The organism is bacterium, from assembly GCA_035370465.1.
Lineage (GTDB): Bacteria > Ratteibacteria > UBA8468 > B48-G9 > JAFGKM01 > JAGGVW01.
Window position 1 is genome coordinate 1 of sequence record DAOOVW010000014.1, and the last position, 26,941, is coordinate 26,941.

Here is a 26,941-nt window from a genome sequence, read left to right on the forward strand (position 1 = left end):
AATAATGTAATCAGTATTTATATCATCACCAAATTTATGAACATATCCTTTTAGTATCATATCATCTCCTTTCTTTTTTAGAAAATTAAATTCCCCTTGCCCCAGTTGTGCTATCTGGGAGACGATAACGCACCAACTCTGAGGCACAAGGTAAGCAACTTCAGTCGGTTTTACAAAGGGGAAACGTTTGTCTCCTTCCTTTGAAAAAGGAAGGTTAGGATGGATTTTCTTTTGTGTCCTTGTCCTAACTTAACATAACGGGCTTCACTGAAGTATCTATTTAAAAATTACCATATTTTTATATATTTGACAATCTTTATGAAAATTATCTTTATTCCGAATGGGCAAATTCTTTAAGTTTTTCTATTTTTTCCCATTTATTCTCAGACAGCCATAAAGGAAAAATAGAATTATTTTGAAATAATGGCTCATCAATAGGTAAACAGGGATATAAATTTTTACTTATCTCAAAATCAATTGTTCCTGGTATTGGTGAGTACTCTGCTATATTTATTTTACAGGGATATTTTTTTAATAATTTTATTGTCTTAATAACCTCTTCATATTTCTGAAAGGGCAGACCTGCAAGAATATAAACACCAATTTCTTCTTTTGAATATCCCCCTATTACCAGATTTTCAATTGCTTTCTCAAAATCAGAAAAAGATACTTTAAAGCTTGACTCTTTTTCCCTTTCAACACTTATTGTTTCAAGAGAAAGGCGAATTGTTTTAAAATTTGATTCTTTTAAAATCACTGCCACATCTTTTGTTATGAATTTTGGATGGATACCATTTGGAGTATGAAAACTTACATTTATTTTTTCCTTTTTTACCAGTTCCAGAAACTTCAAAAGATGGGTTTCAAAATTAAAAAAAAGTGCATCATCATAAAAAGCAACATCTTTAAAATGAAATTTCTCATAATTTTTTTTCAACTCAAAAAAAACATCAAAATGGTCTCTCTGATAAAAAGAAGGTTCAAGTTGCTTAATACCACAATACCAGCAAGAAAAAGGACAACCATAAGATGTTTTGATACAGACATATTTCAACTTCTCATAAAAATCCCAGAAAGGATAAATATTGTCAAAAAGTTTAATTTTTTTTGAAAATTTATTGTTGACCTGGTCTATAAAATCCTCAATACTTTTCCCTTTAAAAACCATATCAACATTTAATTTTTCCTTTGCATGATTGAAACAAAAAGTTGCATATATCCCACCAATAATAATAGGAACAGATGGAAAATAATTTTTACAAAACTCTACAATCTCTTTTACCCCTAAATACCAATATGTCATACCTGTTGTTATAAAAATAAAGTCAATTTTTTTTATTGTTTTTATAAAATCAAAAAATAAGTAATCCGGTAGACCAAATCTTTTATATTCTCTTGGGATGTGTTTATAAATTTCTGGCTTTTCAATTTTAATTGAATAAAATTTTCCAGTCCCATATTTTCTATCCGCAATTCCTTTCTCTTTATAAAAATTGTTATTTCTATCAAGAAAATCAAAATAAAAAACATCAATACCATTTTTAACAAGCAAATCAGCAATTTTTAAAAAGCCAATGGGTTTCATCCACAAATCATAAGCAGAAAAATCATAAATTGGTGGGTTTATCATAAGAACTTTCATTTTATCTCGTACCAATTAGCACATTGATAGGTTAAAAAAATGGAAATAACTTAAAAATTTCTTCTTTTTCTATTTGTTTTCCATATTCAGATATTTCAAATGCCTCAGCATATTTTATTACTTTCCCTTTTTCTCCATATAACTCAACAAGTTTCTCTCTATATTTATTTGCAATTTCTTTGTAAAGAGAAAATCTTGTATTAAAAAGATATTTTTTTCTATCTTTTTCATTTTTGGGAATTTCATCTAATTTCCCTTCATTAAATGGAAGCCACTCATACATTTGAGAAGTATGACAATGGAGCATTTCCAATTTTTTATCAATAACATCATCTATTCCAATAACAATATCTGCCTGAAATAAAAGGGGTTTTTTAAAACCATCATATGAATAACAAATTACTGGCTGTTCCTTTAAATATTCAGTCAGTGGCAACATATTTGGAACTGTTAATATATAAGAAGCATCCTGAACTAATTGTGAAGTATATCTATGGTCTGGATGATAATCATAAGGTCTATGAGTAATTATTAAATCAGGAATAAAATCTCTGATAATTTTAATTATTACCTTTCTTTTTTCAACTATTGGTTCAAGTTCACCAGTGTGCCAGTCAAGAATTTGATATTCATATAATTTTGCAACTTTTGCAGAATTCTGTGCTTCTTCATATCTTCTTCTTATTAGTTCTATTCCACCAATTTTATAATGTCCTGTTCCACCATTTGTTGTTGACACAAATTTTACAATATGACCTTTTTGTGTATATTTCAAAGCCAGTCCACCACAATTAATGTCAGAATCATCTGGATGTGCCATTATTACCAAAATTCTTAATTTTTTTTCCATCCTCTTTTCTTCTCCTTTTTTCAATCTGGAAAAAATAATTTATTTTTTTAGAAATTAAATCAAAGTAAAACTACTTCTCTTTCACCTTCCTTAACTTCTCCAATAACAAAAGAGGAAAATTTATATTTTTTAATTATATTTAAAGCATTATCAACATTGTCAGGTGAAACAACTAATATAAGTCCAATTCCCATATTGAAAACATCAAACATCTCACTTTCAGAAATTTTTCCTTCTTTTTTTATAATATCAAAAATAGGAGGAACTTCCCATTTGTTTTTATTTATAACACATTTTAAATTATCTCTTATCAATCTTACCAAATTTCCCTTTATCCCTCCTCCTGTAATATGAGCAACACCTTTTATCATCTTGTTATCTGCAAGTTTTGTCAAAAGTGGTGAATAAATATATGTTGGCTTTAAAAGTTCGTCTCCTAATTTCTTCCCAATTTCTTTGTAATGCTTTTTGTAGTCAGAATTTTTAAAAACTTTTCTCAAAAGAGAAAAACCATTGCTATGAACTCCGTTTGAAGAAATACCGATAATTACATCTCCTTTTTTTATTTTACTTCCATCAACAATTTTATTTTTCTCAACAACACCAACACAAAAAGCAGCAAGGTCAAACCCATTTTTCCCATAAACATCTTTCATTTGTGCAATTTCCCCCCCAACTAATACACAATCTGCCATTTTACAACCATCAACTATCCCATCAATAATTTGTTTTTCTCTTTTTCCTTTTAACTCACCAACTGCAATGTAATCAAGAAGAAAGAGAACTTTTGCACCTGAAACACTAACATCATTTACATTCATTCCAACAAGGTCAATTCCAATAGTTGAATAATTATCCATAATTTGAGAAACTAAAATTTTTGTTCCAACTCCATCTGTTGAAGAAACAATAACTGGCTGATTAAAATTTTCAGGAAATTTGAAAAAACCGGAAAAAAAACCAATATCACCAATCATGTATTTTTTTTTATGTAACTTTTCCGTTTTCTTTTTTATATAAGAAATTAATTCTTCTGCTTTTACCTCATCCACCCCTGCTTTTTTATATTTTTCGCTCATTTTTCAGTTCTTTTACATTCCTCAATAAATGCCTCAATATTTTCTATTGGGACTTCTGGTTCAAGAATATGCGTTGGAGAAATGATTAAAGCACCATCATATCCCAATTTTTCTTTTCTTTCTCTTACAACACTTTTAACATCTTCATCTTTTCCAAATGGCATAGTTGATTGAGTCCCTATGGTTCCATCAAAAACAATATATTTACCATACTCTCTTTTAATTTTATAAATATCTAAACATTCTGGCTGAACAGGATTTAGAATTGTAACTCCAATATCAATTAGTTCAGGAATAATTTCTTCAATATTTCCATCACTGTGATACCATATTTGAATATCTGGTTTTATACTCCTTGCTTTTTCATATACCTTTTTCCATCTTGATTTTATAAATTTCCTCCACATCTCTTTAGAAAACATAAGCGATTTTTGATTTGCAACATCATCACCAGTTTTTATATAATCCACCCCTGCTCTTGCTCCTAATTCTGCAATTTTAATATTCCTTTCTGTTATTCTATCAAGTATATATTCACACCATTCTGGGTTTTCTATCATATCCATCAAAAATTCCTGATAGCCCCTTATCTGCCACGATGTCTCATACATATGCCCAACCCAGCAAACAGAAACTTTTCCTTCTTTATGTGCTTTTTCTACATCTTCTTTCATATTTGCTGGACTAAACTTTTCTGCCTGCGGGAATGGAAAATTTTCAATATCACTAATTGATTTGACATTTCTTAGTGGGCTTATATATCCAGTAAAATGGTAATATCCTGCTGGAACTTCAAGAACACCTAACGAATTTATAAAACTTCCCTCAGGTATTTCAACATCCCTGTAATATTCAGAAAAATCAATTTCTTTTCTTCCCTCTTCTGGTTGAACAAAAACAGGATTGAACATCCCAAAAAAATCTATTATTTCTTCCTGTTCTATTTTATATTTTTTACATAATTTCTCCAAAAGATAAGGAGTAAAAGCAGCATAAAAAAGAAATTCATCGTGTCTTTCGTGGTTTATTGTCTTTTGAAATATCTCTAATTGATTCATTTTTTATTTTTACCAATAATTTAATTTTTACATTTTTTTATTTTCTTATAATTTAATCCTATTTCTTTCTATTGTCAAACTATTTAATTTGCCATTTATGTTAAAATAAATTATAATTTCAAAATTAAAAAGGATTAATATGGAGGAGAAAATGAAATTAAAAGAAAATTGTAAATATGGTCTTGCAGTTCCAACAAGCATTGGAGTTAGAATAACCCCTTTAAATAATCAACCAGTTCATACAAGTTCTTTATATATAATGCAGGCAACGAGTGCTGAAACAAATGTTGCAAGTATTTCTTCTTATTTAGGAATACCTGTAAAAGTTCTTACTGCTTTTGTTAAAGGAAGCCCAATTGCAAGATTTATAAAAGAAAATTTGAGAAGTAGAGGGATGGATTTTGAAGGTAATGAATTTGAGCAGGCAGGACCATGGGGATATAGACATCAGTTTAATATTGGAGATACTGGATATGGAGCAAGAGGGCCAAAAGTATGGAATGATAGAAGTGGTGAAGTAGGGAGAATTTTAAGACCTGAGGACTTTGACTTAGAAGGACTTTTTGGGCAAGAAGGAGTTAAAATTGTTCATATGTCAGGGTTAATTGCAGCACTTTCTCCTGATACAAAAAAATTTTGTTTAGAAATTGCCAATATCGCAAAAAAACATAACACAAGAATTTCGTTTGACCTAAATTACAGAGCATCTTTCTGGAAAAATAGAGAACAAGAGTTAAGAAGTGCCTTTACTGAAATTGCAAGTATTTCAGATATACTTGTAGGAAATGAAGAGGACTTTCAACTTTGTTTAGGAATTAAAGGACCAGAAGTTGGAGGGAAAAATATAAAAGACCAGATAGATAGTTTTAAAGAAATGATTGAAAGAACAAAAAAGTTATTTCCTAAGGTAGAAGTCTTTGCTACAACTTTAAGAGAAGTAATAAGTGCAAATCAACATTTATGGGGTGCAATAATGTCAGTTGGGAAAAACTGGTATGTAGTAGAACCAAGAGAGATTTTTGTTCTTGATAGAATTGGTGGTGGTGATGCTTTTGTTGGTGGACTTTTATATGGAATTCTCAAGAACTGGACAGAAGAAAAATGGATACAGTTTGGATGGGCATCTGGAGCACTTGTTGTAACACTTTTAACTGACTATGCTCAACCACTAAATGAAGAAGAAATATGGGATATATGGGCAGGTAAAGCACGAGTAAAAAGGTAAAAAATCTAATCACAATTTGCAGGAATATTTTTCTCTTGAATTTGGGGGACAGAAATACTATGATGAAAAAGAAGGAATTATAAAAAGTATAGAGAATCAAAAAATCTCCCAAAATAGCAGGAAATGATATTATTTTTCTCCTTATTTTGAAATACTATAAATAACATAAGAAAAATTATTAAAAATTTTTATGGAGGAAAAACAATGAAAAGAAATATATTAGTTATTGGAGCGCATATAGATGACTGTGAAGGTGGAAGTTGTGCAGGAATAAGTTTGAAGTTCATAAAATTAGGGTACAAGGTTTATTTTCTTAATACAATAGGCAATCTTAAAAGTTGGTCAATTGTTAAAGATAAAAAAACTGAAGAAGCTTTAATTCAAGAAGCGTATAAGGCAGCAGAAATTTTGGGTACTCATAAGATTTTGTTAAAATTTCAACATAATCACCTTTTTGATATGGATTTCAATGTAATAAAAGAAATTGCAAAAGTAATTAAGAAAATAAATCCTGAAATTATTTTAATTCCATGGCCTAAAGACAATCATCCTGACCATGTTAGAACAGCAAAAGCATCATTAGAAGCAATTTCTTATTTTAATATCAATTCTTCACTTGGAGGGAAAACGTCTATTAAAGTAAATTTAAAAGAAATATTGGCATATGAAATAAGTAGTTGGCAAACAGAGAATTTTAAACCTGATTTTTTTATAAATATTACTAATGAAATGGAAATAGTATGTCAATCTATGAAAGCATTTAAACATATTGGAACTAAACTTTATATAAAGGATAAAAAAGCACAGTGTAGTCTATGGGGAATTCAAGCAGAATTCAAATATGCTGAAGGATTTAAACATCTTGGTCCATATTTTCCGATAAATTCAATATTACTCGCCTTATTTGGTAAAGATTTAAGACCAGCAGGTTTTCTTCAATATCCATGGGGAATTCGACTCTAATTTGCATATTTTTAACCTAAAATCTCGTTTTTTTATCACTATGTATTATATTCAGGTATAGGTAAATCAAATTTTTTCAAAATATCTTTTTGTTTTTTAGAAATTTCAGTCAAAAATATTTTACTATTTTCCATCTCTACTATTTTGATTTTTTTAATTCATAAAGAAGTTCTATAAGAGTATAATCTTTAAAAATACCTTTTTCTCTCATAATTTTACAAACACCTGAATATAGAATAAGAGAAAGGAAACTCAAAGATTGTCTCGCTTGTTTCTTCTCTTTATCCCAATAACTTTCTCCTTCATATACATAAACATTCTTTCCTATTTTTTGTTCTATTCTATATAACTATTTAAAATTTAAATGGCAACTGCTTTAATTCCTTATTTTTCCATAGATTTTATCAGATAAGAAAAACATAGTTATTAATATCGCTGGATTTTAGGTTTAGAGAAAAAGTTTTAGTAAGTAGTGGTCTTGAACACTTAGGGCTGACAGAAATTACTGATAAACTTATGGATATTCCAGCTAAAATCCAACACAAAAATATTTGTACAATAATACTTCTTCCTTTATATCATAATTTCAGCAGAATATTTGTTGAAAATAAAATTCCCAACAATAAAATACTTTATCCCTTTGATACTTCTTAAAATCATTTCCTGCAAAATGTTGACAAATATTTACACTTAGGTATAATTATTATCTAAAAAAATAACTCTATACTTTTAAAAAAGGAGGTGAAATATGGCTAAATTAAGAATTAGACCACTTGGAGATAGGGTTGTAATTGAACCATCAGAAGCAGAAGAAAAAACAAAAAGCGGAATAATTTTACCTGATACTGCAAAGGAAAAACCACAGGAAGGAAAAGTTGTTGCTGCTGGAAAAGGGAAAACTGATGAGAGTGGTAAAATAATTCCAATGGAAGTTAAGGTTGGAGATAAAGTTTTATATGGAAAATATGCAGGAACTGAAATAACAATAGACGAAAAAGAGTATATCATTCTTAGAGAAGAAGATATACTTGCAGTCGTTGAAGACAAATAAAAGGAGGTGAAGTATGGCAAAACAAATATTACTTGGTGAAGAAGCAAGAAGGGTTATACTTGAAGGAATGGAGATAATGGTAAAGGCACTAAAACCAACTCTTGGACCAAAAGGAAGATGCGTTGTATTAGAAAAGAAGTTTGGTTCTCCAACAGTAATTAATGATGGAGTTACCATTGCAAAAGAAATTGAACTTGAGGACCCATATAAAAATTTGGGAGCCCAACTTTTAAAAGAAGTTGCTTCTAAAACAAACGATGATACTGGTGATGGAACAACTTCTGCATCAGTTTTAGGATATGCTATAGCAAAAGAGGGTTTTAAAAATGTTGCTGCTGGTGCAAATCCTGTCCATTTAAGAAGAGGAATAGAAAAAGCAGTAAAAGCAATTGTTGACAAATTGAAATTAATGAGTAAGCCAGTGAAAGATAAGCATGAAATTCAACAGGTTGCAACAATTGCTGCTGCAAACGATATTGAAATAGGGCAGATTATTGCAGAAGCAATGGATAAAGTTGGTAAAGAAGGAGTTATAACAGTTGAAGAAGCAAAAGGGACAGAAACAGAATTAAATGTGGTTGAAGGAATGCAGTTTGATAGAGGATATCTTTCTCCATATTTCATTACCGACCCTGAAAGAATGGAATGTATTCTTGAAGATGTTTACATTTTAATATATGATAAAAAAATATCAGCAGTAAAAGATATTCTTCCACTTCTTGAAAAAGTTGCACAGGCAGGAAAACCACTTTTAATAATTGCAGAAGAAGTTGAGGGAGAAGCACTTGCAACTCTTGTTGTTAACAAATTAAGAGGAACATTCCAGTGTTGTGCTGTAAAAGCACCAGGTTTTGGTGATAGAAGAAAAGCAATGCTTGAAGACATTGCTATTCTTACAGGCGGTCAACCAATATTAGAAGAATTGGGAATTAAATTAGAAAGTGTTGACTTAAACATGCTTGGAAGAGCAAAAAGAATAATAGTAGATAAAGAAAATACAACAATTGTTGAAGGAGCTGGCTCTTCATCAAAAATACAAGGAAGAATAAATCAGATTAAAAGTGAGATTGAAAAAACAACATCTGATTATGACAAAGAAAAATTACAGGAGCGACTTGCGAAATTAGCAGGTGGTGTTGCTGTAATAAATGTCGGAGCACCAACTGAAACAGATATGAAAGAAAGAAAAGCAAGAGTTGAAGATGGATTAAGTGCAACAAGAGCAGCAGTTGAAGAAGGCGTTGTTCCTGGTGGTGGTGTTGCTTTATTAAGATGCCAGGCAGAGATAGATAAACTAAAATTTGATGACCCTGATGAGAAAACAGGAGCAAAAATTGTTCAAAAAGCACTTGAATCACCATTGAGACAAATTGCTGAAAATTCAGGACTTGATGGGGCAGTAGTTGTTCAAAAAGTCAGAGAATCAGATGATGTGAATTTTGGATTCAATGCCGAAAAAGATAAATTTGAAGATATAGTGAAAGCAGGAATTATTGACCCAACAAAGGTTGTCAGGAGCGCTTTGGAAAACGCAGCAAGTATGGCTGCATTACTTCTTACATCAGAAGCACTTATAACAGAAAAACCAGAGAAGAAAGAAGAAAAAGTTCCAACACCGCCCCCTTATCCTGAATACTAATAAGTAAATAGTGAAGGAGGTCCCTTTTGGGGACCTCCTTCTATAAAAATGAAGAGGTATCACCTTTTAATTGGCGGTTTTGTTCAAGGTGTAGGTTTTAGATGGTATTGTCAGAAAATAGCAAAAAAGTTAGGACTTGTCGGCTGGGTAAAAAATTTAAGTGATGGGAATGTTGAAATATTAGTTGAAGGAGAAGATAGCACAATAAAAGATTTCTTATCTCAATTAAAAAGCGGTTATTTAGGTAGAAATATATCTAATATTGAAATATTTGAAGAAAAATATAGCGGTGAATTTAATGATTTTGATATAAAATTTTAAAATGGATGAATATAAAGATTATGCTAAAAAAGGACTTCACCAGAAATTACCTGATATTCAGTATTTTGAAAACCAATTTAGAAAATACAAGATAAAAATAATAATTTCAGAATTCACTTCTATATGTCCAAAAACCAGCCAACCAGATTTTGGGACTATAATAATTGAATATGAGCCAGATAAGTATGTTATTGAATTAAAATCATTAAAATTATATATTCAAGCATATAGAAATTTAGGTATTTTTTATGAAAACGCTGTGAATAGAATTCTGAAAGATATTGTTAAAACAATTAATCCCATATGGATTAAGGTAACTGGTGATTTCAACCCAAGAGGTGGAATAAAATCTGTCGTTGAGGTTAGTTATTCTTCTGAAAATAATTTAATAAAATAATTTTTTTCATAATTATTTTGATTTTTTAAAAATCTATTTTATAATTATAAATTATGTTAATAGATGAAATTGAAAAATTAGTTGAACTACAGAAAATTGATAGTGAAATAAAGTTGTTAGAAAATGAAATATCTCTTTTCCCTGAAAAGAAGAAAAATTTTCAGAAACAGTTAGATGATAAAGTATCTGCTCTTTCATCAATTGAGAAAGAATCTAAAAGAGTGGCAATTGAGCGAAAAGAGAAAGAACTTGAATTAAAGGCAATAGAAGACGAGATAAAAAAATTAAAAGATAGATTGAGTGAAGTAAGAACAAATAAAGAATATTTAGCAGTTCAAAAAGAAATTAATGAGTTTGAGAAAAAAAAGGAGAATATAGAAGAAGATATACTGGTTCTTTTTGAGAAAGATGACGAGATAAAAGAGAAAGAAAAAGAATTTAAAAAACAGATAGAAGAACTTAAAAAAGAAATTGAAATAGAGCTAAAAGAGGAAGAAAGAAGAGTCGATGACTTAAAAAAAGAAATTGAAATGAAAAAAGAAGAAAGAGAGAAAAAAATAAATAATATTGAAAAAGGGTTATTTGACCTTTATGAAAAAATACGAAAAAGCAAAAAAGATGGTGTAGCAATATGTAGACTTGAAGATGAAAGATGCGCTGGTTGTTCAATTTATGTTCCTACCTATATCAGTGAAAAAGTAAAAAGAAAAAAAGAAATTGTTCAGTGTGAAAACTGTAGTAGAATTCTTTACTAATGAAGAAACTTACTGTTTTTATTGATGGTGCAAGTCGTGGAAATCCAGGAAATGCTTCTATTGGAATTGTAATATATGAAAATGGAAACTTACTTATGGAGAAAGGTGAATATATAGGAGTAGGAACCAACAATATTGCTGAATATATGGCTTTAATATATAGTTTAATTGAATGTATAAAATTAAAAGCAAAAAATATTGAAATTAAAAGTGATAGTTTATTACTTGTTAAACAGATTAAAGGAGAGTATAAAGTAAAAAATGAATTTATTAAAAAACTAAATATAATTGCAAATAAATTAATAGAAAATTTTAATACATTTGAGATTAAATACATACCAAGAGAAGAAAATAAAAAAGCAGACAAAATCGCTTCTGAAATTTTATCTTACAATTCACTTTTCCCATCCAGTTAAAAAAGGTATAATTTTAAAAAATAGAGTAACGGGGCAGTCGCCTATCAATTTTGATAGGAGGAAAGTCCGGACTCCAGCAAGGAAGATGGCTCCTAACAGAAGCAGTTCACAAGGACTGGAAAGTGTCACAGAAACTATACCGTCCGCAATATTATAAGCGGATAAGGGTGAAATGGCGAGGTAAGAGCTCACCGTCTATCTGGTAACAGATAGAGCAGGACAAACCCCATCTGGAGTAAGGTCAAGCAGGGCTTCGGTTCCTTGCCCTAAAAGGCCCGGGTAGACTGCTTGAGTCAACAAGTAATTGTTGACCAAGATGAATGACTGCCTTAAAACAGAATCCGGCTTACCAGTTACTCTATTTTTTTCTTATAAGTTAAAGTGAGGAAAATTATGAATGAAAAATGGATTGAAAATGGTATTGAGCATTTGATAAATGTATTTGGAAAAGAAAAAGTTGAAAGAGCAATTGAATATGTTAAAAATTTTGATGTTGAAATTCCGTCATGGATATTTGGACCTTTTGGAGGAGGGAGATTTGGAGAATATACTCCACCGGCAGCAGCAAGAAATATTTATGAGAAAATAGATGATGCCTGCTTTGTATATAAAATTACTGGATGTGGAAAAAAAGTTATGACACATGTTCTATGGGACTTTTCTGATGATGGAATAGAACCTGATATAAATATTGTTGAAAAAGTTACAAATTACTTAAAAGATAAAGAAATGAAATTAGGAATTGTAAATCCAACATATTTTCTTTCTGGTTCTCATAAGGGAACTTTCACAAATCCAGAAAAAAAAGTTAGAGAAAGATATATTAAACAGACAATTTTTGCTTCTGATATAGCAAAAAAATTTGGAAATAGTATTATTTCTTTATGGTTTCCAGATGGCTCATTATATCCTGGCCAAATAGAACTTGATGAGAATTATAAATTGATGAAAAAATCTTTTGAAGAAATTTACAATAAAATTTCAGAAGATGTATTTATTTTAATAGAGTACAAACTTTTTGAACCAGGAGCATATAGTACAACAATTCCTGATTGGGGAACTTCGTATATCCTTGCAAAATTAAGGAAAAAACACTCTGGTGTTTTAATTGATATGGGACATCATCCTTATGGAGTAAATATTGAACAGATTGTTGCTACCTTAATTTCGGATGGCATGAGATGCGGTTTCCATTTCAATACAAGATATGCAGCGGATGATGACCTGGCAGTTGAACCTAACCCACAAATGGCAAGAATTTTTTACTATTTAGTTAAAGGAAAAGTAGTTTCAAACAAAGAAGAAAATAAAAATTGGTTCTATGGAATTGACCAAGCATCAGGAATAGAAAATAGAATTGAGGCAGTGATTCATTCAATTGACTCATTACAAATTTCTCTTGCAAAAGCATGCCTGGTAGATATAAATAAATTAAATACCTTACAATTAGAAGATGATATTATTGGAGCAAATAGATATTTTAACGATATATTAATAAACACAGATGTAAGACCAATCATTTATAAAGCAAGAATTGAAAAAGGACTTGCATTTGACCCAATTTTAGAATATAAAAAATCTGGTTATCAGGAAAAAATAGAAAAAGAAAGAGAATAATTTTTTAAAACCTACCTACCCTTTTTACCTTTCAATTTTTCTGCTAAAAAGCACATCTTTCCTATAATTTTTAATTGATGAAAAAAAATTTGACAAAATAAAAAATAGGGTGTTAAATATATAAAAAGGTAAAAAATGGTATACTTTGGTGAATTTAGGAGTAAATTAGATAAAGAAGGAAGGATAGTAATTCCTTCAAAAATGAGAGAACAGTTAAAAGATAGAAATGTTTATATTACAAGGGGATTTGAAGAATGCCTCTTTTTATTTTCTGAAACAATATGGAATTCTCAAACAGAAAAATTGAAAACATTACCATTTACAAAAGGAGACCCAAGAGCATTTACAAGATTGTTTTTTTCAGGTGCTTACAGAACAAAAATTGATAAACAAGGACGGCTGAATATCCCTTTAACCCTTACAAATTATGCAAAAATAAATAATGGAGTTGTTATTATTGGAGTTGGTTTCAGAATAGAAATATGGGACGAGAAAAAGTGGGATGAGTATTATAAGAAATTTTTACCAAGTTATGCAGAAATTTCAGAAAAGTTGATTGGTTCAGAATAAAATGGAACATTATCCTGTAATGAAAGAAAAAGTTTTAGAACTATTAAACCCGAAAGAGGGTGGAATTTATGTTGATGCAACTTCAGGGTACGGGGGACACAGCAAATATATTCTTAAAAATTCAGCAAAAAATATTTTTCTTTATTGTATTGATAAAGATGATGACGCAATTGAAAATTTAAAAAGAAATTTAATAGAATTTAAAAATTTTAAAGCAATAAAAGGTGGTTTTGAAAATTTAATAGAAATTTTGAAAAATGAAAATGTAAAAAAAATTGACGGGATAATATTTGACCTTGGTTTTTCAATTCATCAGATTAAAAATCCTGAAAGAGGATTTTCTTTTTCTGTTGATGGCCCAATTGATATGAGATATGACATAGAACAAAATCTTAATGCAAAAGAAATTTTAAACAAATGGGCTGCTAAAGACCTTATTTATATTTTTAAAAATTATGGGGAAATAAAAAACGCAGAAAGAATTGTAAGTAAAATTATAGAAAGAAGAAAAAAAATAGAATTTGAAACAACGAGGGAATTTGCTGATTTCATTTCATCTATTACTCACAGAGAAAGAAAAAAAATCCACCCTGCAACAAAATTTTTTATGGCTTTGAGAATTGCAACAAACAATGAATTCCCCAATTTAAAAGATGGCTTAAATCAGGCAGTAAATTTACTAAAAGAAAATGGAAGAATTATTGTCATCACCTTTCATTCTCTTGAGGATAGAATTGTAAAAAGGTTCTTAAAAAATAGAGATGATATTAAAATTATAACTAAAAAAGTAATTATTCCTGATGAAGAAGAAATAAGGAAAAATCCTGAAAGTAGAAGTGCAAAATTAAGAGCAGGTGAGAAAAAATGAGAAAAAAGAAATTCTTTATCCCTGACTATTTTTTTCTTATAATTTGTATTACTCCATTACTTATTTTTTATGTATCAATTCACCTTAAAGTAATTCAAGCAGGTTATCAACTTGAAAAATTAGAAAAAGAATACGATGAACTTGAATTTATTAATAAAACATATAAGGCAAAAATTTTAGAGTTAACCAATCCTGATAATTTAAAACAACTTTCCAATAACTTAGGACTTAATTTTATTTCACCAGAAAAATGGTGTTATGTTGACATTAAGAAAAAAAATGAAGAAAATGAGGGGGTAATAGATAATGCATATGCAGAAACAAGACAATAAAAATAATTTTAATCTTAGAATGAAATATGGAAAATATTTTTTTCTTTTTCTTTTTTCTGTTGTATTGTTTGGCCTTTTCAAAATTCAGGTAATTGATTATTCAATTTATTCATTAAAAGACAAAAAGACAAGGTACGAAAAAGTAAAAATCCCTGTTTGTAGAGGAACAATTTATGATAGAAATGGCAAAATTCTTGCTATGAGTGTACCTGTCTATTCTGTTGGAATTGATACATGGGTTATCAATAATTTAAAGGAAAAAAATTTAGATGATATTGAAGAGAAAAAAATATGTGATTGTCTTGGTATAGAAAAACAAATTTTAAAAGAGAAAACGAAAAAGCCATATGCAATTCTAAAAGATAATTTAACAGTTGAAGAATACCAAAAAATAAAAGATGAATATGAAAAAGGAGAAATAAAGGGAATTTATTTTGTAAGGAATTATAAGAGAGTTTATCCTAATGGTAGTCATTGTTGTCATATCCTTGGTTTCATAGGAAAAGATGGAAATGGACTTGAAGGAATAGAATTGTTTTATGATAACCTTTTAAGAGGAAGAGAAGGAGTTGTTTTATATCTGAAAGATGGTAAAGGTAATTTAATTCCAACAATAAATAAAGTTCTTATTCCCCCAGAAGAAGGAAAAGATATATATCTTACAGTAGATTCAAATATACAGTTTATGGTAGAAGAAGAAATAAAGGATGGATTAAAGAATTTTAATTCCAACAGTATTTCTGAAATTGTTATGGACCCTGAAAATGGAGAAATACTCGCAATGGCAAATGTTCCTGATTATGACCTGAATTTTCCTTCAAAGTTTCCTGAATCATATAGAAGAAATAGATGTATAACTGATTTTTTAGAGCCTGGTTCAGTTTTTAAAATTGTTACAGGTACCGCTGCTATTGAAGAAGGAATTTTTTCTCCCTATAATATAATTTTTTGTGAAAATGGCAAATATTTTGTCAGAGGACATTATGTACACGATACTCATAAATATGGGGACCTTTCATTCATAGATGTAATAGTAAAATCAAGTAATATTGGCACAATAAAAATTGCTCTTTCACTCGGTGAGGAAAAATTATATGAGTATTGTAAAAAATTCGGTTTTGGGCAACTGACTGAAATTGATTTACCTGGTGAAATAAAAGGGGTCTTGCGACCATTAGAAAAATGGAGTAATTACTCCATCACTGCTGTTCCAATAGGCCAGGAAGTAGGAATAACTTCAATCCAGGGTATTAGAGCAATGGCTGTTTTAAGTAATGGAGGATATCTTGTCTGGCCACATTTAGTCAAAAAAGTCACTTTACCTGATGGAAAAGATTTCTTCAAAGTCCCAATAAAAAAAAGGAAAGTTATTTCAGAAAGAAGTTGTGAAATAATGAAAGGAGCACTACTAAAAGTTGTAAGTGAACAGGGAACAGCACCTCTCGCCTCTATTGAAGGGTATAAAATTTATGGTAAAACAGGAACAGCACAAAAAGCAGAAAATGGGAGATATGTTCATGGTAAATACTGTGCATCTTTTATTGGATTTCTCACTCAAAATAATAGTAATATAATAATTTCAGTAAATGTTGATGAGCCAAAACCACTTTATTATGGAGGAGTTGTAGCAGCGCCTATTTTCAAAAATACAATGTGGAGAATTTTGCAGTACTGTGATGTTCCACCTGACAATAACCATGAGGAAATAAAAATAGTGTTAGAAAAGAAAGGAAAAAAATGAAACTAAAGGACTTAATTAAAGATATTGACAAAAAAGTGTACAATTTTAAAAACATTGACATCAAAGGAATTGCTTTTGATTCAAGAAAAGTAAGAGATGGTTATATATTTGTTGCTTTAAAAGGAGAGAAAGAAGATGGACATAAATTCATTCCTGAGGCAATAGAAAGAGGAGCAAAATGTATTGTTGTTGAAAAAAAAACATCTTTTCTTATTTCAGATGTCGTTGAAATCGTAGTTGATGATACAAAAAAAGTTCTTGCAATTATATCTTCAAGATTTTATAATGACCCCTCCTCTAAATTAAAAATTGTTGGAATTACAGGAACAAATGGAAAAACAACAACAAGTTTTCTTATTAAAAATATATTAGAAAAGGCAGGAGAAAAAGCAGGATTAATTGGTACAATTTCCTATCAAATAGGGCAAAGACAAATTATCTCTTTTAATACAACTCCAGAATCAGCCGACTTACAAGCATTTTTTTCTGAAATGTTAAAAGAAGAATGTAAATGGGCTGTTTTAGAAATTTCTTCTCATGGTATAGAACAAAGAAGAATTTTAGGAATAAATTTTGATTGTGGAATATTTACAAATATTACACCTTTTGAACATCTTGATTACCATAAAACATTTAAAAATTACCTTCAAACAAAGTTAAAGTTTTTTTCTATATATTTAAAAGAAAGTAAAAAAGAAAATAAAAAAGCAATAATAAATTTAGATGACAAATTCTCCTCATATTTTTTAAGAGAAGCAAAAAAAGCAAAAATTGAGTCAATAATAACCTATGGAAAACATAGAAAAAGTGATATAAAATTGATTGATTATTCTTTAACAAGAAATGGGAATAAAATTATTTTCCAGCGATATGGTGAAAAAATAGAAGTTTTTACTCATTTAAGAGGAATTGGGAATGTTTATAATTGTTTAGCCGCAATATCTTTTGCTACAGGTTATAATATTGATAAAGAAATCATAATAAAAGGAATTGAAGAAACTTTATCTGTTCCTGGAAGATTTGAATTTATAGATGAAGGACAACCATTTGATATTATTGTAGATTATGCTCATACTCATAATGCTCTTTTAACATTACTTCAATCAGTTAGACAAATGAAACCAAAAAGAATTATTCTTGTTTTTGGATGTGGAGGAAACAGGGATAAAAGCAAAAGACCTTTAATGGGAAAAATTGGAGTAAAATTATCTGATATTGTTATTTTAACTTCTGATAATCCACGAAGTGAAGAACCAAGAGAAATAATAAAAGATATTGAAAAAGGTATCCCCTTTTATCTTAAAAAGAAATATGCAGTAATTATTGATAGAAAACAGGCAATAAAAGAAGCAATATCTCTTGCGGGGGAAAATGATTGTGTCGTTATAGCAGGAAAAGGACATGAAACATTTCAAATATTAAAAGATGTAACAGTTCCATTTGACGATAGAGAAGAAGCAAAAAAAACAGTGAAAGAACTATATGGAAAAAATTGAAATAGAAAAAATTGTTAAATGGTGTAAAGGTGAAATAAATAATAAAAATTTTCTCCCTCTTTATATAAATGGTATTTCCACTGATACAAGAAAAATAAAAAAGGGTGAAATTTTTATTGCATTAAAAGGAGAAAAATTTGACGGGCATCAATTTGTTCAAGAAGCATATAAAAATGGAGCAATAGGGGCAATTGTTGATAAAAATATATCTTTTTCATCAGAAAAAAAATTTTTTATTATCCGCGTCAAAGATACTTTAAAGTCATTAGGAGATATTGCAAAGGAATATAGAAATTACATAAACCCATATATAATTGGTATAACGGGTAGTGATGGGAAAACAACAACAAAAGAACTTATTGCAAAATGTTTGGCAGAGAAATTTAATGTAAGGGCAAACCAGGGAAATTATAATAATCAAATAGGTCTTCCTCTTTCTTTACTTTCTTTTGATAAAAAAACTGAAATTGGTGTTCTTGAAATGGGAATGAGTAAGAAAGGAGAAATAGATTATTTAAGTAAAATAGCAAAACCTGATAGTTGTGCCATTACTAATATTGGACGGGCACATATTGGATTTTTTAAAAATATAAAAGAAATTGCAGAAAGTAAAAGCGAGATTTTAAATAACTTAAAAGGAGAAAAATTTTGTCTTTTTAATAGAGACGATAATTTTTTTAATTTTTTAAAAAGCAGGTCTTCCGGAAATGTAAAAAGTTTTGGTAAAAGTATAAAAGCAGATGTAAGAGGAATAATTATAGACGAAGGTAATGATTTTTTTTCTTTTAAAGTAAATAACTTTAATGAAAAATTTATAGTAAATTTCTGGAATACTTCAATGATTTATCCATCTCTTATATCTATTGCTTTTTCTATTAAATTTGGTATTGATTTTGATAAAATAAAAGGTGTAATTGAAAAGTTTAATTCAATAGAAGGCAGAGGAAAAGTATATAAAATAAAAGGAGTTTGTCTTATTGACGAATCATATAATTCAAACCCGAACTCATTAAAAAATTCGCTCATATGTTTTTCAAGAAAAAATTTTAAAAGAAAGATTGCTATAATTGGAGATATGGCTGAACTTGGAAAATTTTCTTCATTTTACCATAAATATATCGGGCAACTTATTAGAAAACTTGATATTGACATGGTAATATCATTAGGGGAGAAAAGTAAAATAATATCTGACCTAAATTTGGGAAAACATTTTTCAGATATTGAAAAATTAAATTTATTTATTAAAAATAAAATTAAAACAGGAGATGGAATTTTAATAAAGGGTTCAAACTTCTTGAATATGGGAGAAATAACAAAATTTTTAATAAAGGAAATAGGATAAAAAATGCTTTATAAATTACTGTATGAATGCGTAAAGTACTGGTTTGGATTTAATGTGTTCAAATATATCACAGTTAGAGCAACTCTTGCAACATTTACATCTCTTATAATTTCAATCATTTTTGGTAAGAAATTTATAAATTCAATGAAAAGGTTTTGCCATCCAAATGATTTTTTAAATTTTAGAGAAAATAATAAAAAAGACATCCCAACAATGGGTGGAATTTTTATACTTTCCACTCTTCTATTTTCAACAATTTTATGGGCTGATATATCAAATATCTATATTCTCCTTCTGATTTTTCTTACCATTTATCTTGCTCTTTTTGGATATTGGGATGACATGAAAAAACTTGTAAATCAAAGTTCAAGAAAGGGATTAAGACCAATTATAAAAATAGTTGCCCAGGTCGGTGCAGGATTGGTTATAGGTATTGTTCTTGTTTATGGTCAGGGAATAAACTTTGATACTTCTGTTTATCTTCCTTTTTTTAAAAAAGTAGTAATACCTCTTGGAGAATATTATATTCTTTTTGCAATATTCCTCATTGTTGCAACTTCAAATGCAGTAAATCTCACAGATGGAATGGATGGACTTGCAATTGGTTCTGTAATGATTGTTACCCTTGCTTATGCTGCAATATCCTATTTAGCAGGTAATATTAAATTCGCAGAGTATTTAAGTATACCATATGTTAAAGGTGCGGAAGAAGTTACCATTTTTACTGGTGCTCTTGTTGGCTCCTGTTTAGGATTTTTATGGTACAATTGTTATCCAGCAGAAATTTTTATGGGTGATACTGGTTCTTTACCACTTGGAGGAATTATTGGATTTTTAGCAATAATTGTAAAACAGGAACTCTCCTTAATTTTTGTAGGAGGTATATTTCTTATTGAAGGACTTTCAGTTGTTATTCAAATCATATCAGTAAAAACAAGAGGCAAAAAGGTTTTTCTTATGACACCATTACACCATCATTTTGAAAAAAGAGGAATACCTGAATCAAAAGTTGTTATAAGATTCTTGATACTTACACTCATTTTATCACTTTTTACAGTAATAACTCTCAAAATAAGATGAATTTAGAAAATAAAAAAGTTGTTATTGTTGGATTTGGAAAAACAGGACTTGCAGTTGCGAATTTTCTTTTAAATAAAAAAGTAAATGTATTTATAACAGATAAGGAAGCAACAAAAGAAAAAATAGAGAATTTAAAAAAGTTAAATGGGAAAATTGAAGTTGAATTTGGAAAACATTCTTCTTCTTTTTTGAAAGGAACTGACTTAATTGTAATAAGTCCTGGTGTTGATGAAAGGGTTTTACCTGAAATTGTTTTAGAAGAAAAAATCCCTGTGGTCAGTGAAATTGAATTATCTTATAGTTTTTCACCTTCAAAAAAAATAATTGCTATTACAGGAACAAATGGAAAAACAACAACTACTTTAATGGCTGGTAATCTTTTAAAATTTGCCTATCAACCTTATGTTGTTTGTGGAAATATAGGAAACCCATTTATATCTGAAATTGAAAAAATTACAAAAGATACATATATTATTATTGAAGTTAGTAGTTTTCAATTAGAAAAAATCAGAAATTTCAAACCATATATTGGAGTAATTTTAAATATTGCAGATGACCATTTTGATAGATATGCAAATTTTAATGAATATATTAGAAGTAAAGAAAAAATTTTTATAAATAAAGAGGAAAACGATTGGGCTGTGTTAAATGGAGATGATAAAAACTGTATAAATATCGGCAAGAAAATTAAAGGGAATAAAATCTTTTTTGGTTTTTCTAAAAATTTTGATGTTTATTTTAAAAATAACTCTATATATTACAATAATGAAAAAATAGTTAATTTTGATAAAACAAACCTTATAGGTAAAGGAAACATTTATAATACAATGGCAATAGTATCAATTGGTAAAATATGTAATATTAAAAATGAAATTATAGAAGAAAGTTTAGTTAACTTTACTCCTCCATCTCACAGAATGGAAAAAGTTCGTCAAATAAATGGAATAACATTTATTAATGATTCAAAAGCAACAAACCCACATGCAGTTGAAAATGCCCTTGAATGTCTACCTGATGGAAAGGTAATTTTGCTTATGGGCGGTCTTGATAAAGAACTACCTTTTAAGCAGTTGAGAAATATAATTGAAAAAAAAGTCAAATTATTAGTTCTGTTTGGCAAGGCAAAAGATAAAATAGAAAATGAATTAAAAATTAAGAAAATCCCGGTTAGAAAATTTGATAACTTAGAAGATGCAGTTGATTTTTCTTATAAAAATTCTGAAAAAGGAGATATCGTTTTACTTTCACCTGGTTGTGCATCATTTGACCAATTTAAAAATTACGAGGAGAGAGGAAATGTTTATAAGAGGAAAGTCAGCAATTTATTATAGAATTTGCATTTCATCTGCCTTTTTAATTGTTTGTGGCACTGTTTTTCTATTAAGTTCCTCTGTTTCATATGGAATTTCAGAAGGCGGAAATCCATTACTGTATTTATATGAGAGAATTATATGGATAATTTTGAGCGTTTTTCTTCTATATGTTTTAAAAAAAATTGGTATTGAAAAAATTGAAAAAATTTCTTTTTTAATTTTTATTTTTTCCTTAGCACTACTAACTATACCGGTGATGCTTAACCTTATTTATCACAAACCAGAATATTTAAGATGGATAAAAATAGGACCCCTTTCTTTTCAACCATCTGAACTTGTCAAATTAACATTTATTATATTTCTTGCAAATTACCTCAATATGAGAGATAAAATGATTAACAATTGGAAGGTCTTATTATTTCCTGTCCTATTTTTCCTTTTCATAATTATAATTTTACAATTCCAGAAAGATATGGGAACAGTTGTAATAATGGGAGCAACTTTTTTCTTCCTTTTATTTCTGGCAGGGTTAAAAATGAAATATATTACAATTTTCAGTATTTTAGGAGTAATTTTAATAGCAGGTCTTATTTTGCTTTTCCCATACAGAATTGAGAGAATTAAAAATTTTCTCAATCCGACTTCTGACCCTAAGGGTGGTGGGTACCAGATTATTCAATCAAGAATTACTTTAGGTTCTGGTGGGGTATTCGGGAAAGGTTTGGGCAGGGGAGAAGGGAAACTCAGTTTTCTCCCAGTTGTTAATAAAGATTACATTTATGCAGTAGTTGGAGAAGAAAAAGGATTTATTGGAACCAGTTTTATTTTAATTTTATTTGCAATTCTTGTTTTTTCTTCATTTGAAGTTTCTACATTAGCAAAAAATAATTTTGATAAATATCTTTCAGCAGGAATTGGGACACTTTTTGGTTTTCAGTTTTTACTGCATGCTCTTGTTGTTATTTCAATAATCCCATCAAAAGGAACAACATTACCATTTTTCAGTAAAGGTGGGTCATCTTTTGTTATCAATTTTCTTACATTAGGGATATTAATAATTATTGCGAAGAGAGTATGTATTAAAGGGGACTTAGATGATTTCCTTGATTTTTAGAAATTCAATAATCAAGTCCTGAAACTTACTCTAAGGATATAGAAAGGTTTATTTTCAGATCCATCGGAAGTGATTGGTTTGTAGTATTTTCTCCAGGTGTACCTGGCAGAAGAAAAAATAATTTTAAATTTAATTTAAAATTTCCATTAAATTTTTCAAGTTTGCCTTTATTACCATTAAAAACAAAATTTCCATTTGAATTGTTTGTTCCTTTAAATTCAATTGTTATGTCCTTATCCACTTCTTTTTCATCAATAATACTATTATTTGAAATTAACTTTATCGTATATCTTTCTTCTTTTATATCACTTATAAAGTATTTAAAATCTAAATTACACATTTTCAAAAATCCTGGTATTTCAAAAGAAGATATTTTTTGTTGCCATGTTCTCCCTTTATACATCTTCCCCTCAGGAAATACAGGAAGTAGAGATAAAAAATTTCCTATATTTATTATATTTGGCTCAATTTCTTCTGTTTTTATTATTTTCCCATTTTTCTGCATTTCTACCCTGCTTGTTGAAACGACATTTGATATTTCTGTTTCGTTTTTTGTTATATCTTCAATTACCATATCATTTACTTTAATAAGTGTTTTCCGCGGGATAATTTCAAGAGTATATGAGTTATTTGTCTTAATTGTTTTTATATCAATATTCCCAGTTGCTAAAACTTTAAAATTATTCTTTTCTGTTTGATTATAACCAAATGAAATATCTCCTGCAATTTTAAATTTATAACTGACAGGTACATCTTCTTTGAAGACATAATTTAATGTTTCAGATAACAAAAAATAAGGAAAGGACAAAAAAATAATAAAAAATATAATTTTAATTTTATTCATTTTCATTTACGAACTCGTTAATTCTTTCAACTGCTTTTTCTAAATTTTTAATAGAAGTTGCATAAGAAATACGGAAAAATTTTTCTGCACCAAAATCATCTCCAGGAACAACAGAAACAAATTTTTCTTCAAGTAATTTCTGAGCAATAATTTTTGAATCCATATTATTAAAAGAACAAAAGAGATAAAAAGCACCATCAGGATATGGAAAAATAATTTTCTTTGATAAATTTTCAACAAGAAAATTCCTTCTTTTTTTAAACTCCTCAACCATATTCTTATAAAGGTACTCTCCTTCTTTAATTGCAAAATATGCTGCTTTTTGTGAAATTGAAGATGGCGCAGAAGTTGTTTGACTCTGTATTTTACTTACTGCATCTATTATTTCTTTTTCACCTGCAATATATCCAATTCTCCATCCAGTCATTGCAAATGTTTTTGATACACCATTTACAACAATTGTCAATTTTTTCATTTCATCTGATATTGATGCAATACTTATATGTATTTTATCATAAATTATTTTTTCGTAAACTTCATCTGAAATACACATAATATTATTTCTAACAAGGATTTCTGAAATTTCTTCCAACTCTTCTTTTGTATAAATAATACCAGTAGGATTTGAAGGAGTGTTTAATATTATACCTTTTGTTCTTGGGGTAATCTTTTGCTTCAATTCATCTATATCTACTTTAAATTTCTCATTCCATTTACAAAAAACAGGTACTCCACCTGCAATTTTTACCATAGCAGGATAACTCACCCAATAAGGAGATGGAATTATAACTTCATCACCTGGATTTAAAATTGCCAGAAATATATTGAAAAGTGAATGTTTTGCTCCATTTGAAACAACAATCTGGTCAGGCATATATTTTACATTATTCTCTTTTAAAAGTTTTTCAGCAATAACTTCTCTTAATTCCTTAATCCCTTTATCTTCTGTATATTTTGTAAACCCTTCATCTATTACTTTTTTTGCAAATTCCTTTATTGGTTGTGGAGTATCAAAGTCCGGCTCTCCAACTGAAAGATTAACAACATCCTTCCCTTCTGAAATTAACATTTTTGCCATTTGATTTATTGAAAGAGTTACCGATGGTTTTATTTCTTCTGCCCTTTTAGATATCATATATTTTCCTCTCTGATATGATATGGAGAGACAACATCCCCATATTTATTTTTTAAATCAATTAGTTGTTCTTTTTGATTTTCCAGAACATCAAATACAATTTCTGGAATATCTTTTAACCCTTTATAAATCTCAATTACCCTATCAATTTTTGATATATTATTTGAAACCCTTAAAGAAAATTGTGCTAAGTAATCATTTTCAGTATATTCCTGTGATAAGACATCTTTGAAAAGAAATTTAAGGTCATTATATTCAGGAATATATCCAATAGGGGTTTTTATTATTTTTCCTTCATTATGCACCCTTAATTCCATCCATTTTAGCCAGACCCTTTTTGCCTGTTTATCAGTTAAAAAATTTCCATTTTCATCTTTAAGAAAATAGTTCACTCCAAAAATTTTTGGTATTTTAACAATGTCTTTTTTACCAAATTCAAGGTAATTTTCAAGATATTTACCAATTGGAATTGAAATAAAATCCATATTTGCCATAATATTAAATACCCTTACACCTGATTTTCCAAGAGTTGCTGCTGTTGTCTCTGATTCTAAGGTTCCCCCAATTGTTATTACACCATGTTGCCAGTCAAAACTTTCAAAAACAGGTGGCCATGTATCAGAGTCCCTCCCACCAAAAATAATTCCACTGACCTCAACACCTTCTTTATTTTCACCTTCAGGGTCAAAATTTTCAAGAGAATTTAACCTTATAGTGTATCTTGCATTTGGATGTGAAGGAGGTATTTCTTCTCCTTCTTCATCTTTTTTCCCTTTCCACCATTTACCTGAAAAATTTATTCCTTCATCAGGTATTTCTAATCCACATCCATTCCAGAAAACATTCCCATTTGAAAGTAAAACATTAGAAAAAATTACTTCTCCTGGTGTCATAAGGGATTTCCATATAAGAGGGTCATCTTTTTCATTGACATCCTGTATAATCCCAAAAATTCCTCTTTCAACATTAGCAGCATAAACATTACCATTTCTTTTTTTCAGGTAGGCAATATCATCTCCTATAATTGTTTCTCCTTTTACCATACAAGTAGATGTTTTGCCACACATACTCGGAAAAGCACCTAAAAAATATGACTTCCTCCCCTTCCCTTTTACACCCATTATAAACATATGTTCAGCCAGCCATTTTTCTTTATATGCCTTTCTTATTGCCAAACGAAGAGCAAGTTTTTTCAAACCAACTGTATTTCCTGCATATTGAGTATTAACACTATAAACAGTATCTTCAAGAAAATCAACATAAATTCTTTTTTTATCAAAATTTTTACTTGTTTTATCTTCAGTTAACTCTCCAGCAGAATGAACATACTTAAAAAAATCAATATCTTCCTTTTCGGTAAAAACAGAATAAGCAGGTCTATATAAAATATCTTCAGAATGAGCAACATAAGCAGAGTCGGTTAATTGTATTGAATAGATAGAAAATGGGGAATTAACAGGACAAAGACAGAGAAAAAGAACATACATTTCTTTCCCTACCATTATATTTTTAAGAAGTTGCATAATTTCTTCATATCCCTTTTCTCTATCAGTATAATTAAGTAAAGAACCTAATTCCATCCCTTTTGTTACCAGCAACTTTGTATTACCTTTATCTCTTCCCTGGTCATAATATCCATCAAAATGAACAGTATGCCCATCTTTTTTTAATTTTATTTCCTCTCCATACTCAATTGCTTTATTCCTTATGTATTCTATATCCTCTTCTGAATCACTTCTTACAAAAACACTGTCCGGATTACATAGAGAAACAAAATAAGAAATAAAGTCCAGTACTTTTTTATTTTTTACATTACTTAACTTTTCATAATTTTTTTCATTTAGTTTTGCTTTCAAGTTGTTATCCATAGTCTCTCCTTTAACCAATCATTATACCAAATAAAAAAAACACCCGTCAACTTTTTTATGCCATTCTTACATTAGAAGTATAATAAAAATTAAGCCCCCTCACCTTAATCCCTCGGGCGTAGTCCAACGGGCGAGCCTCGCCCCACCTATCCCTTACCCACATCTTCTAAAATCCTCCTGGGTAAAAGGATTCCCTTTGCTCCTATTTTCTTTTATAAAATTGAA

At 29.1% G+C, this 26,941-nt stretch carries 25 protein-coding genes and 1 other RNA gene; 19 read left to right on the forward strand and 7 right to left on the reverse strand.

Annotation, left to right across the window (positions count from 1 at the left end; translation table 11 throughout):
* Positions 1–331 precede the first annotated feature (331 nt).
* The 4 genes from PLW95_03180 to PLW95_03195 are packed head-to-tail and all read right to left on the reverse strand — an operon-like array spanning position 332 to position 4,629.
* On the reverse strand, positions 332–1,642 hold the full coding sequence (locus PLW95_03180) for a B12-binding domain-containing radical SAM protein (GenBank protein HOV21668.1): 1,311 nt from the start codon (positions 1,640–1,642) through the stop codon (positions 332–334).
* Positions 1,643–1,673: 31 nt separating this feature from the next.
* Positions 1,674–2,492: a PIG-L family deacetylase gene (locus PLW95_03185; GenBank protein ID HOV21669.1), complete on the reverse strand. Its 819-nt coding sequence runs from the start codon at positions 2,490–2,492 to the stop codon at positions 1,674–1,676.
* Positions 2,493–2,551: 59 nt separating this feature from the next.
* Positions 2,552–3,571, reverse strand: a complete 1,020-nt coding sequence (purM, locus tag PLW95_03190; protein ID HOV21670.1) for a phosphoribosylformylglycinamidine cyclo-ligase — start codon at positions 3,569–3,571, stop codon at positions 2,552–2,554.
* Positions 3,568–4,629 (reverse strand): uroporphyrinogen decarboxylase family protein, encoded by a 1,062-nt coding sequence (locus PLW95_03195; GenBank protein HOV21671.1) that lies wholly within the window; start codon positions 4,627–4,629, stop codon positions 3,568–3,570. The genes purM and PLW95_03195 overlap by 4 nt, the downstream gene beginning before the upstream one ends.
* A 151-nt stretch (positions 4,630–4,780) precedes the next feature.
* On the opposite strand from PLW95_03195, the gene PLW95_03200 reads away from it, so the two are divergent.
* The 19 genes from PLW95_03200 to PLW95_03290 all read left to right on the forward strand — a co-directional run bounded on the left by PLW95_03200 (position 4,781) and on the right by PLW95_03290 (position 22,869).
* Entirely contained in the window at positions 4,781–5,854 is a 1,074-nt protein-coding gene (locus PLW95_03200) for a sugar kinase (GenBank protein ID HOV21672.1), read from the forward strand.
* 204 nt (positions 5,855–6,058) lie between these two features.
* Positions 6,059–6,817, forward strand: a complete 759-nt coding sequence (locus tag PLW95_03205; GenBank protein ID HOV21673.1) for a PIG-L family deacetylase — start codon at positions 6,059–6,061, stop codon at positions 6,815–6,817.
* A 748-nt stretch (positions 6,818–7,565) separates the two neighbouring features.
* Positions 7,566–7,868: a co-chaperone GroES gene (groES, locus tag PLW95_03210; GenBank protein HOV21674.1), complete on the forward strand. Its 303-nt coding sequence runs from the start codon at positions 7,566–7,568 to the stop codon at positions 7,866–7,868.
* Between the two features lie 13 nt (positions 7,869–7,881).
* Positions 7,882–9,507, forward strand: a complete 1,626-nt coding sequence (gene groL, locus PLW95_03215; GenBank protein HOV21675.1) for a chaperonin GroEL — start codon at positions 7,882–7,884, stop codon at positions 9,505–9,507.
* A gap of 48 nt (positions 9,508–9,555) precedes the next feature.
* Complete coding sequence (locus tag PLW95_03220) at positions 9,556–9,828, forward strand: acylphosphatase (GenBank protein ID HOV21676.1); 273 nt, start codon at positions 9,556–9,558, stop codon at positions 9,826–9,828.
* Between the two features lies 1 nt (position 9,829).
* A complete protein-coding gene (gene queF, locus PLW95_03225; GenBank protein ID HOV21677.1) occupies positions 9,830–10,225 on the forward strand; it encodes a preQ(1) synthase in 396 nt (131 codons plus the stop codon).
* A 53-nt stretch (positions 10,226–10,278) separates the two neighbouring features.
* Positions 10,279–10,980, forward strand: a complete 702-nt coding sequence (locus PLW95_03230; protein HOV21678.1) for a hypothetical protein — start codon at positions 10,279–10,281, stop codon at positions 10,978–10,980.
* Positions 10,980–11,396 (forward strand): ribonuclease HI family protein, encoded by a 417-nt coding sequence (locus PLW95_03235; GenBank protein HOV21679.1) that lies wholly within the window; start codon positions 10,980–10,982, stop codon positions 11,394–11,396. Before PLW95_03230 ends, PLW95_03235 begins: the two co-directional genes overlap by 1 nt.
* 21 nt (positions 11,397–11,417) lie before the next feature.
* An RNA gene (gene rnpB / locus PLW95_03240) (RNase P RNA component class A) lies at positions 11,418–11,761 on the forward strand.
* A 28-nt stretch (positions 11,762–11,789) separates the two neighbouring features.
* Positions 11,790–13,013, forward strand: a complete 1,224-nt coding sequence (locus PLW95_03245) for an L-rhamnose isomerase (protein HOV21680.1) — start codon at positions 11,790–11,792, stop codon at positions 13,011–13,013.
* Positions 13,014–13,148: 135 nt separating this feature from the next.
* A complete protein-coding gene (gene mraZ, locus PLW95_03250; GenBank protein ID HOV21681.1) occupies positions 13,149–13,583 on the forward strand; it encodes a division/cell wall cluster transcriptional repressor MraZ in 435 nt (144 codons plus the stop codon).
* A gap of 1 nt (position 13,584) precedes the next feature.
* Positions 13,585–14,451 (forward strand): 16S rRNA (cytosine(1402)-N(4))-methyltransferase RsmH, encoded by an 867-nt coding sequence (rsmH, locus tag PLW95_03255; GenBank protein ID HOV21682.1) that lies wholly within the window; start codon positions 13,585–13,587, stop codon positions 14,449–14,451.
* Positions 14,448–14,783, forward strand: coding sequence for a hypothetical protein (locus tag PLW95_03260; protein ID HOV21683.1), 336 nt, complete (start codon positions 14,448–14,450; stop codon positions 14,781–14,783). Before rsmH ends, PLW95_03260 begins: the two co-directional genes overlap by 4 nt.
* Complete coding sequence (locus PLW95_03265; GenBank protein HOV21684.1) at positions 14,758–16,524, forward strand: penicillin-binding protein 2; 1,767 nt, start codon at positions 14,758–14,760, stop codon at positions 16,522–16,524. The genes PLW95_03260 and PLW95_03265 overlap by 26 nt, the downstream gene beginning before the upstream one ends.
* Positions 16,521–18,020 carry a UDP-N-acetylmuramoyl-L-alanyl-D-glutamate--2,6-diaminopimelate ligase gene (locus PLW95_03270; GenBank protein ID HOV21685.1) on the forward strand — a complete coding sequence of 500 codons (1,500 nt, stop codon included), beginning with the start codon at positions 16,521–16,523 and terminating at the stop codon, positions 18,018–18,020. Before PLW95_03265 ends, PLW95_03270 begins: the two co-directional genes overlap by 4 nt.
* Entirely contained in the window at positions 18,007–19,362 is a 1,356-nt protein-coding gene (murF, locus tag PLW95_03275) for a UDP-N-acetylmuramoyl-tripeptide--D-alanyl-D-alanine ligase (protein HOV21686.1), read from the forward strand. Before PLW95_03270 ends, murF begins: the two co-directional genes overlap by 14 nt.
* A 3-nt stretch (positions 19,363–19,365) precedes the next feature.
* Positions 19,366–20,442 carry a phospho-N-acetylmuramoyl-pentapeptide-transferase gene (gene mraY / locus PLW95_03280; GenBank protein ID HOV21687.1) on the forward strand — a complete coding sequence of 359 codons (1,077 nt, stop codon included), beginning with the start codon at positions 19,366–19,368 and terminating at the stop codon, positions 20,440–20,442.
* Positions 20,439–21,773: a UDP-N-acetylmuramoyl-L-alanine--D-glutamate ligase gene (murD, locus tag PLW95_03285; protein HOV21688.1), complete on the forward strand. Its 1,335-nt coding sequence runs from the start codon at positions 20,439–20,441 to the stop codon at positions 21,771–21,773. Before mraY ends, murD begins: the two co-directional genes overlap by 4 nt.
* A complete protein-coding gene (locus PLW95_03290; GenBank protein HOV21689.1) occupies positions 21,739–22,869 on the forward strand; it encodes a putative peptidoglycan glycosyltransferase FtsW in 1,131 nt (376 codons plus the stop codon). Before murD ends, PLW95_03290 begins: the two co-directional genes overlap by 35 nt.
* A 25-nt stretch (positions 22,870–22,894) precedes the next feature.
* On the opposite strand, the gene PLW95_03295 is transcribed toward PLW95_03290, so the two are convergent.
* The 3 genes from PLW95_03295 to PLW95_03305 are packed head-to-tail and all read right to left on the reverse strand — an operon-like array spanning position 22,895 to position 26,716.
* Positions 22,895–23,713, reverse strand: coding sequence for a hypothetical protein (locus tag PLW95_03295; GenBank protein ID HOV21690.1), 819 nt, complete (start codon positions 23,711–23,713; stop codon positions 22,895–22,897).
* Positions 23,706–24,848: a pyridoxal phosphate-dependent aminotransferase gene (locus PLW95_03300; protein HOV21691.1), complete on the reverse strand. Its 1,143-nt coding sequence runs from the start codon at positions 24,846–24,848 to the stop codon at positions 23,706–23,708. Before PLW95_03300 ends, PLW95_03295 begins: the two co-directional genes overlap by 8 nt.
* Positions 24,845–26,716, reverse strand: a complete 1,872-nt coding sequence (locus PLW95_03305) for a phosphoenolpyruvate carboxykinase (GTP) (GenBank protein ID HOV21692.1) — start codon at positions 26,714–26,716, stop codon at positions 24,845–24,847. Before PLW95_03305 ends, PLW95_03300 begins: the two co-directional genes overlap by 4 nt.
* Positions 26,717–26,941: the final 225 nt, after the last annotated feature.

Bases quoted from the DNA above. Each gene is read 5' to 3' on its own strand.
- PLW95_03180 (HOV21668.1), bottom strand. From the start codon at position 1,642: ATGAAAGTTCTTATGATAAACCCACCAATTTATGATTTTTCTGCTTAT.
- PLW95_03185 (HOV21669.1), bottom strand. From the start codon at position 2,492: ATGGAAAAAAAATTAAGAATTTTGGTAATAATGGCACATCCAGATGAT.
- purM (HOV21670.1), bottom strand. From the start codon at position 3,571: ATGAGCGAAAAATATAAAAAAGCAGGGGTGGATGAGGTAAAAGCAGAA.
- PLW95_03195 (HOV21671.1), bottom strand. From the start codon at position 4,629: ATGAATCAATTAGAGATATTTCAAAAGACAATAAACCACGAAAGACAC.
- PLW95_03200 (HOV21672.1), top strand. From the start codon at position 4,781: ATGAAATTAAAAGAAAATTGTAAATATGGTCTTGCAGTTCCAACAAGC.
- PLW95_03205 (HOV21673.1), top strand. From the start codon at position 6,059: ATGAAAAGAAATATATTAGTTATTGGAGCGCATATAGATGACTGTGAA.
- groES (HOV21674.1), top strand. From the start codon at position 7,566: ATGGCTAAATTAAGAATTAGACCACTTGGAGATAGGGTTGTAATTGAA.
- groL (HOV21675.1), top strand. From the start codon at position 7,882: ATGGCAAAACAAATATTACTTGGTGAAGAAGCAAGAAGGGTTATACTT.
- PLW95_03220 (HOV21676.1), top strand. From the start codon at position 9,556: ATGAAGAGGTATCACCTTTTAATTGGCGGTTTTGTTCAAGGTGTAGGT.
- queF (HOV21677.1), top strand. From the start codon at position 9,830: ATGGATGAATATAAAGATTATGCTAAAAAAGGACTTCACCAGAAATTA.
- PLW95_03230 (HOV21678.1), top strand. From the start codon at position 10,279: ATGTTAATAGATGAAATTGAAAAATTAGTTGAACTACAGAAAATTGAT.
- PLW95_03235 (HOV21679.1), top strand. From the start codon at position 10,980: ATGAAGAAACTTACTGTTTTTATTGATGGTGCAAGTCGTGGAAATCCA.
- PLW95_03245 (HOV21680.1), top strand. From the start codon at position 11,790: ATGAATGAAAAATGGATTGAAAATGGTATTGAGCATTTGATAAATGTA.
- mraZ (HOV21681.1), top strand. From the start codon at position 13,149: ATGGTATACTTTGGTGAATTTAGGAGTAAATTAGATAAAGAAGGAAGG.
- rsmH (HOV21682.1), top strand. From the start codon at position 13,585: ATGGAACATTATCCTGTAATGAAAGAAAAAGTTTTAGAACTATTAAAC.
- PLW95_03260 (HOV21683.1), top strand. From the start codon at position 14,448: ATGAGAAAAAAGAAATTCTTTATCCCTGACTATTTTTTTCTTATAATT.
- PLW95_03265 (HOV21684.1), top strand. From the start codon at position 14,758: ATGCATATGCAGAAACAAGACAATAAAAATAATTTTAATCTTAGAATG.
- PLW95_03270 (HOV21685.1), top strand. From the start codon at position 16,521: ATGAAACTAAAGGACTTAATTAAAGATATTGACAAAAAAGTGTACAAT.
- murF (HOV21686.1), top strand. From the start codon at position 18,007: ATGGAAAAAATTGAAATAGAAAAAATTGTTAAATGGTGTAAAGGTGAA.
- mraY (HOV21687.1), top strand. From the start codon at position 19,366: ATGCTTTATAAATTACTGTATGAATGCGTAAAGTACTGGTTTGGATTT.
- murD (HOV21688.1), top strand. From the start codon at position 20,439: ATGAATTTAGAAAATAAAAAAGTTGTTATTGTTGGATTTGGAAAAACA.
- PLW95_03290 (HOV21689.1), top strand. From the start codon at position 21,739: ATGTTTATAAGAGGAAAGTCAGCAATTTATTATAGAATTTGCATTTCA.
- PLW95_03295 (HOV21690.1), bottom strand. From the start codon at position 23,713: ATGAATAAAATTAAAATTATATTTTTTATTATTTTTTTGTCCTTTCCT.
- PLW95_03300 (HOV21691.1), bottom strand. From the start codon at position 24,848: ATGATATCTAAAAGGGCAGAAGAAATAAAACCATCGGTAACTCTTTCA.
- PLW95_03305 (HOV21692.1), bottom strand. From the start codon at position 26,716: ATGGATAACAACTTGAAAGCAAAACTAAATGAAAAAAATTATGAAAAG.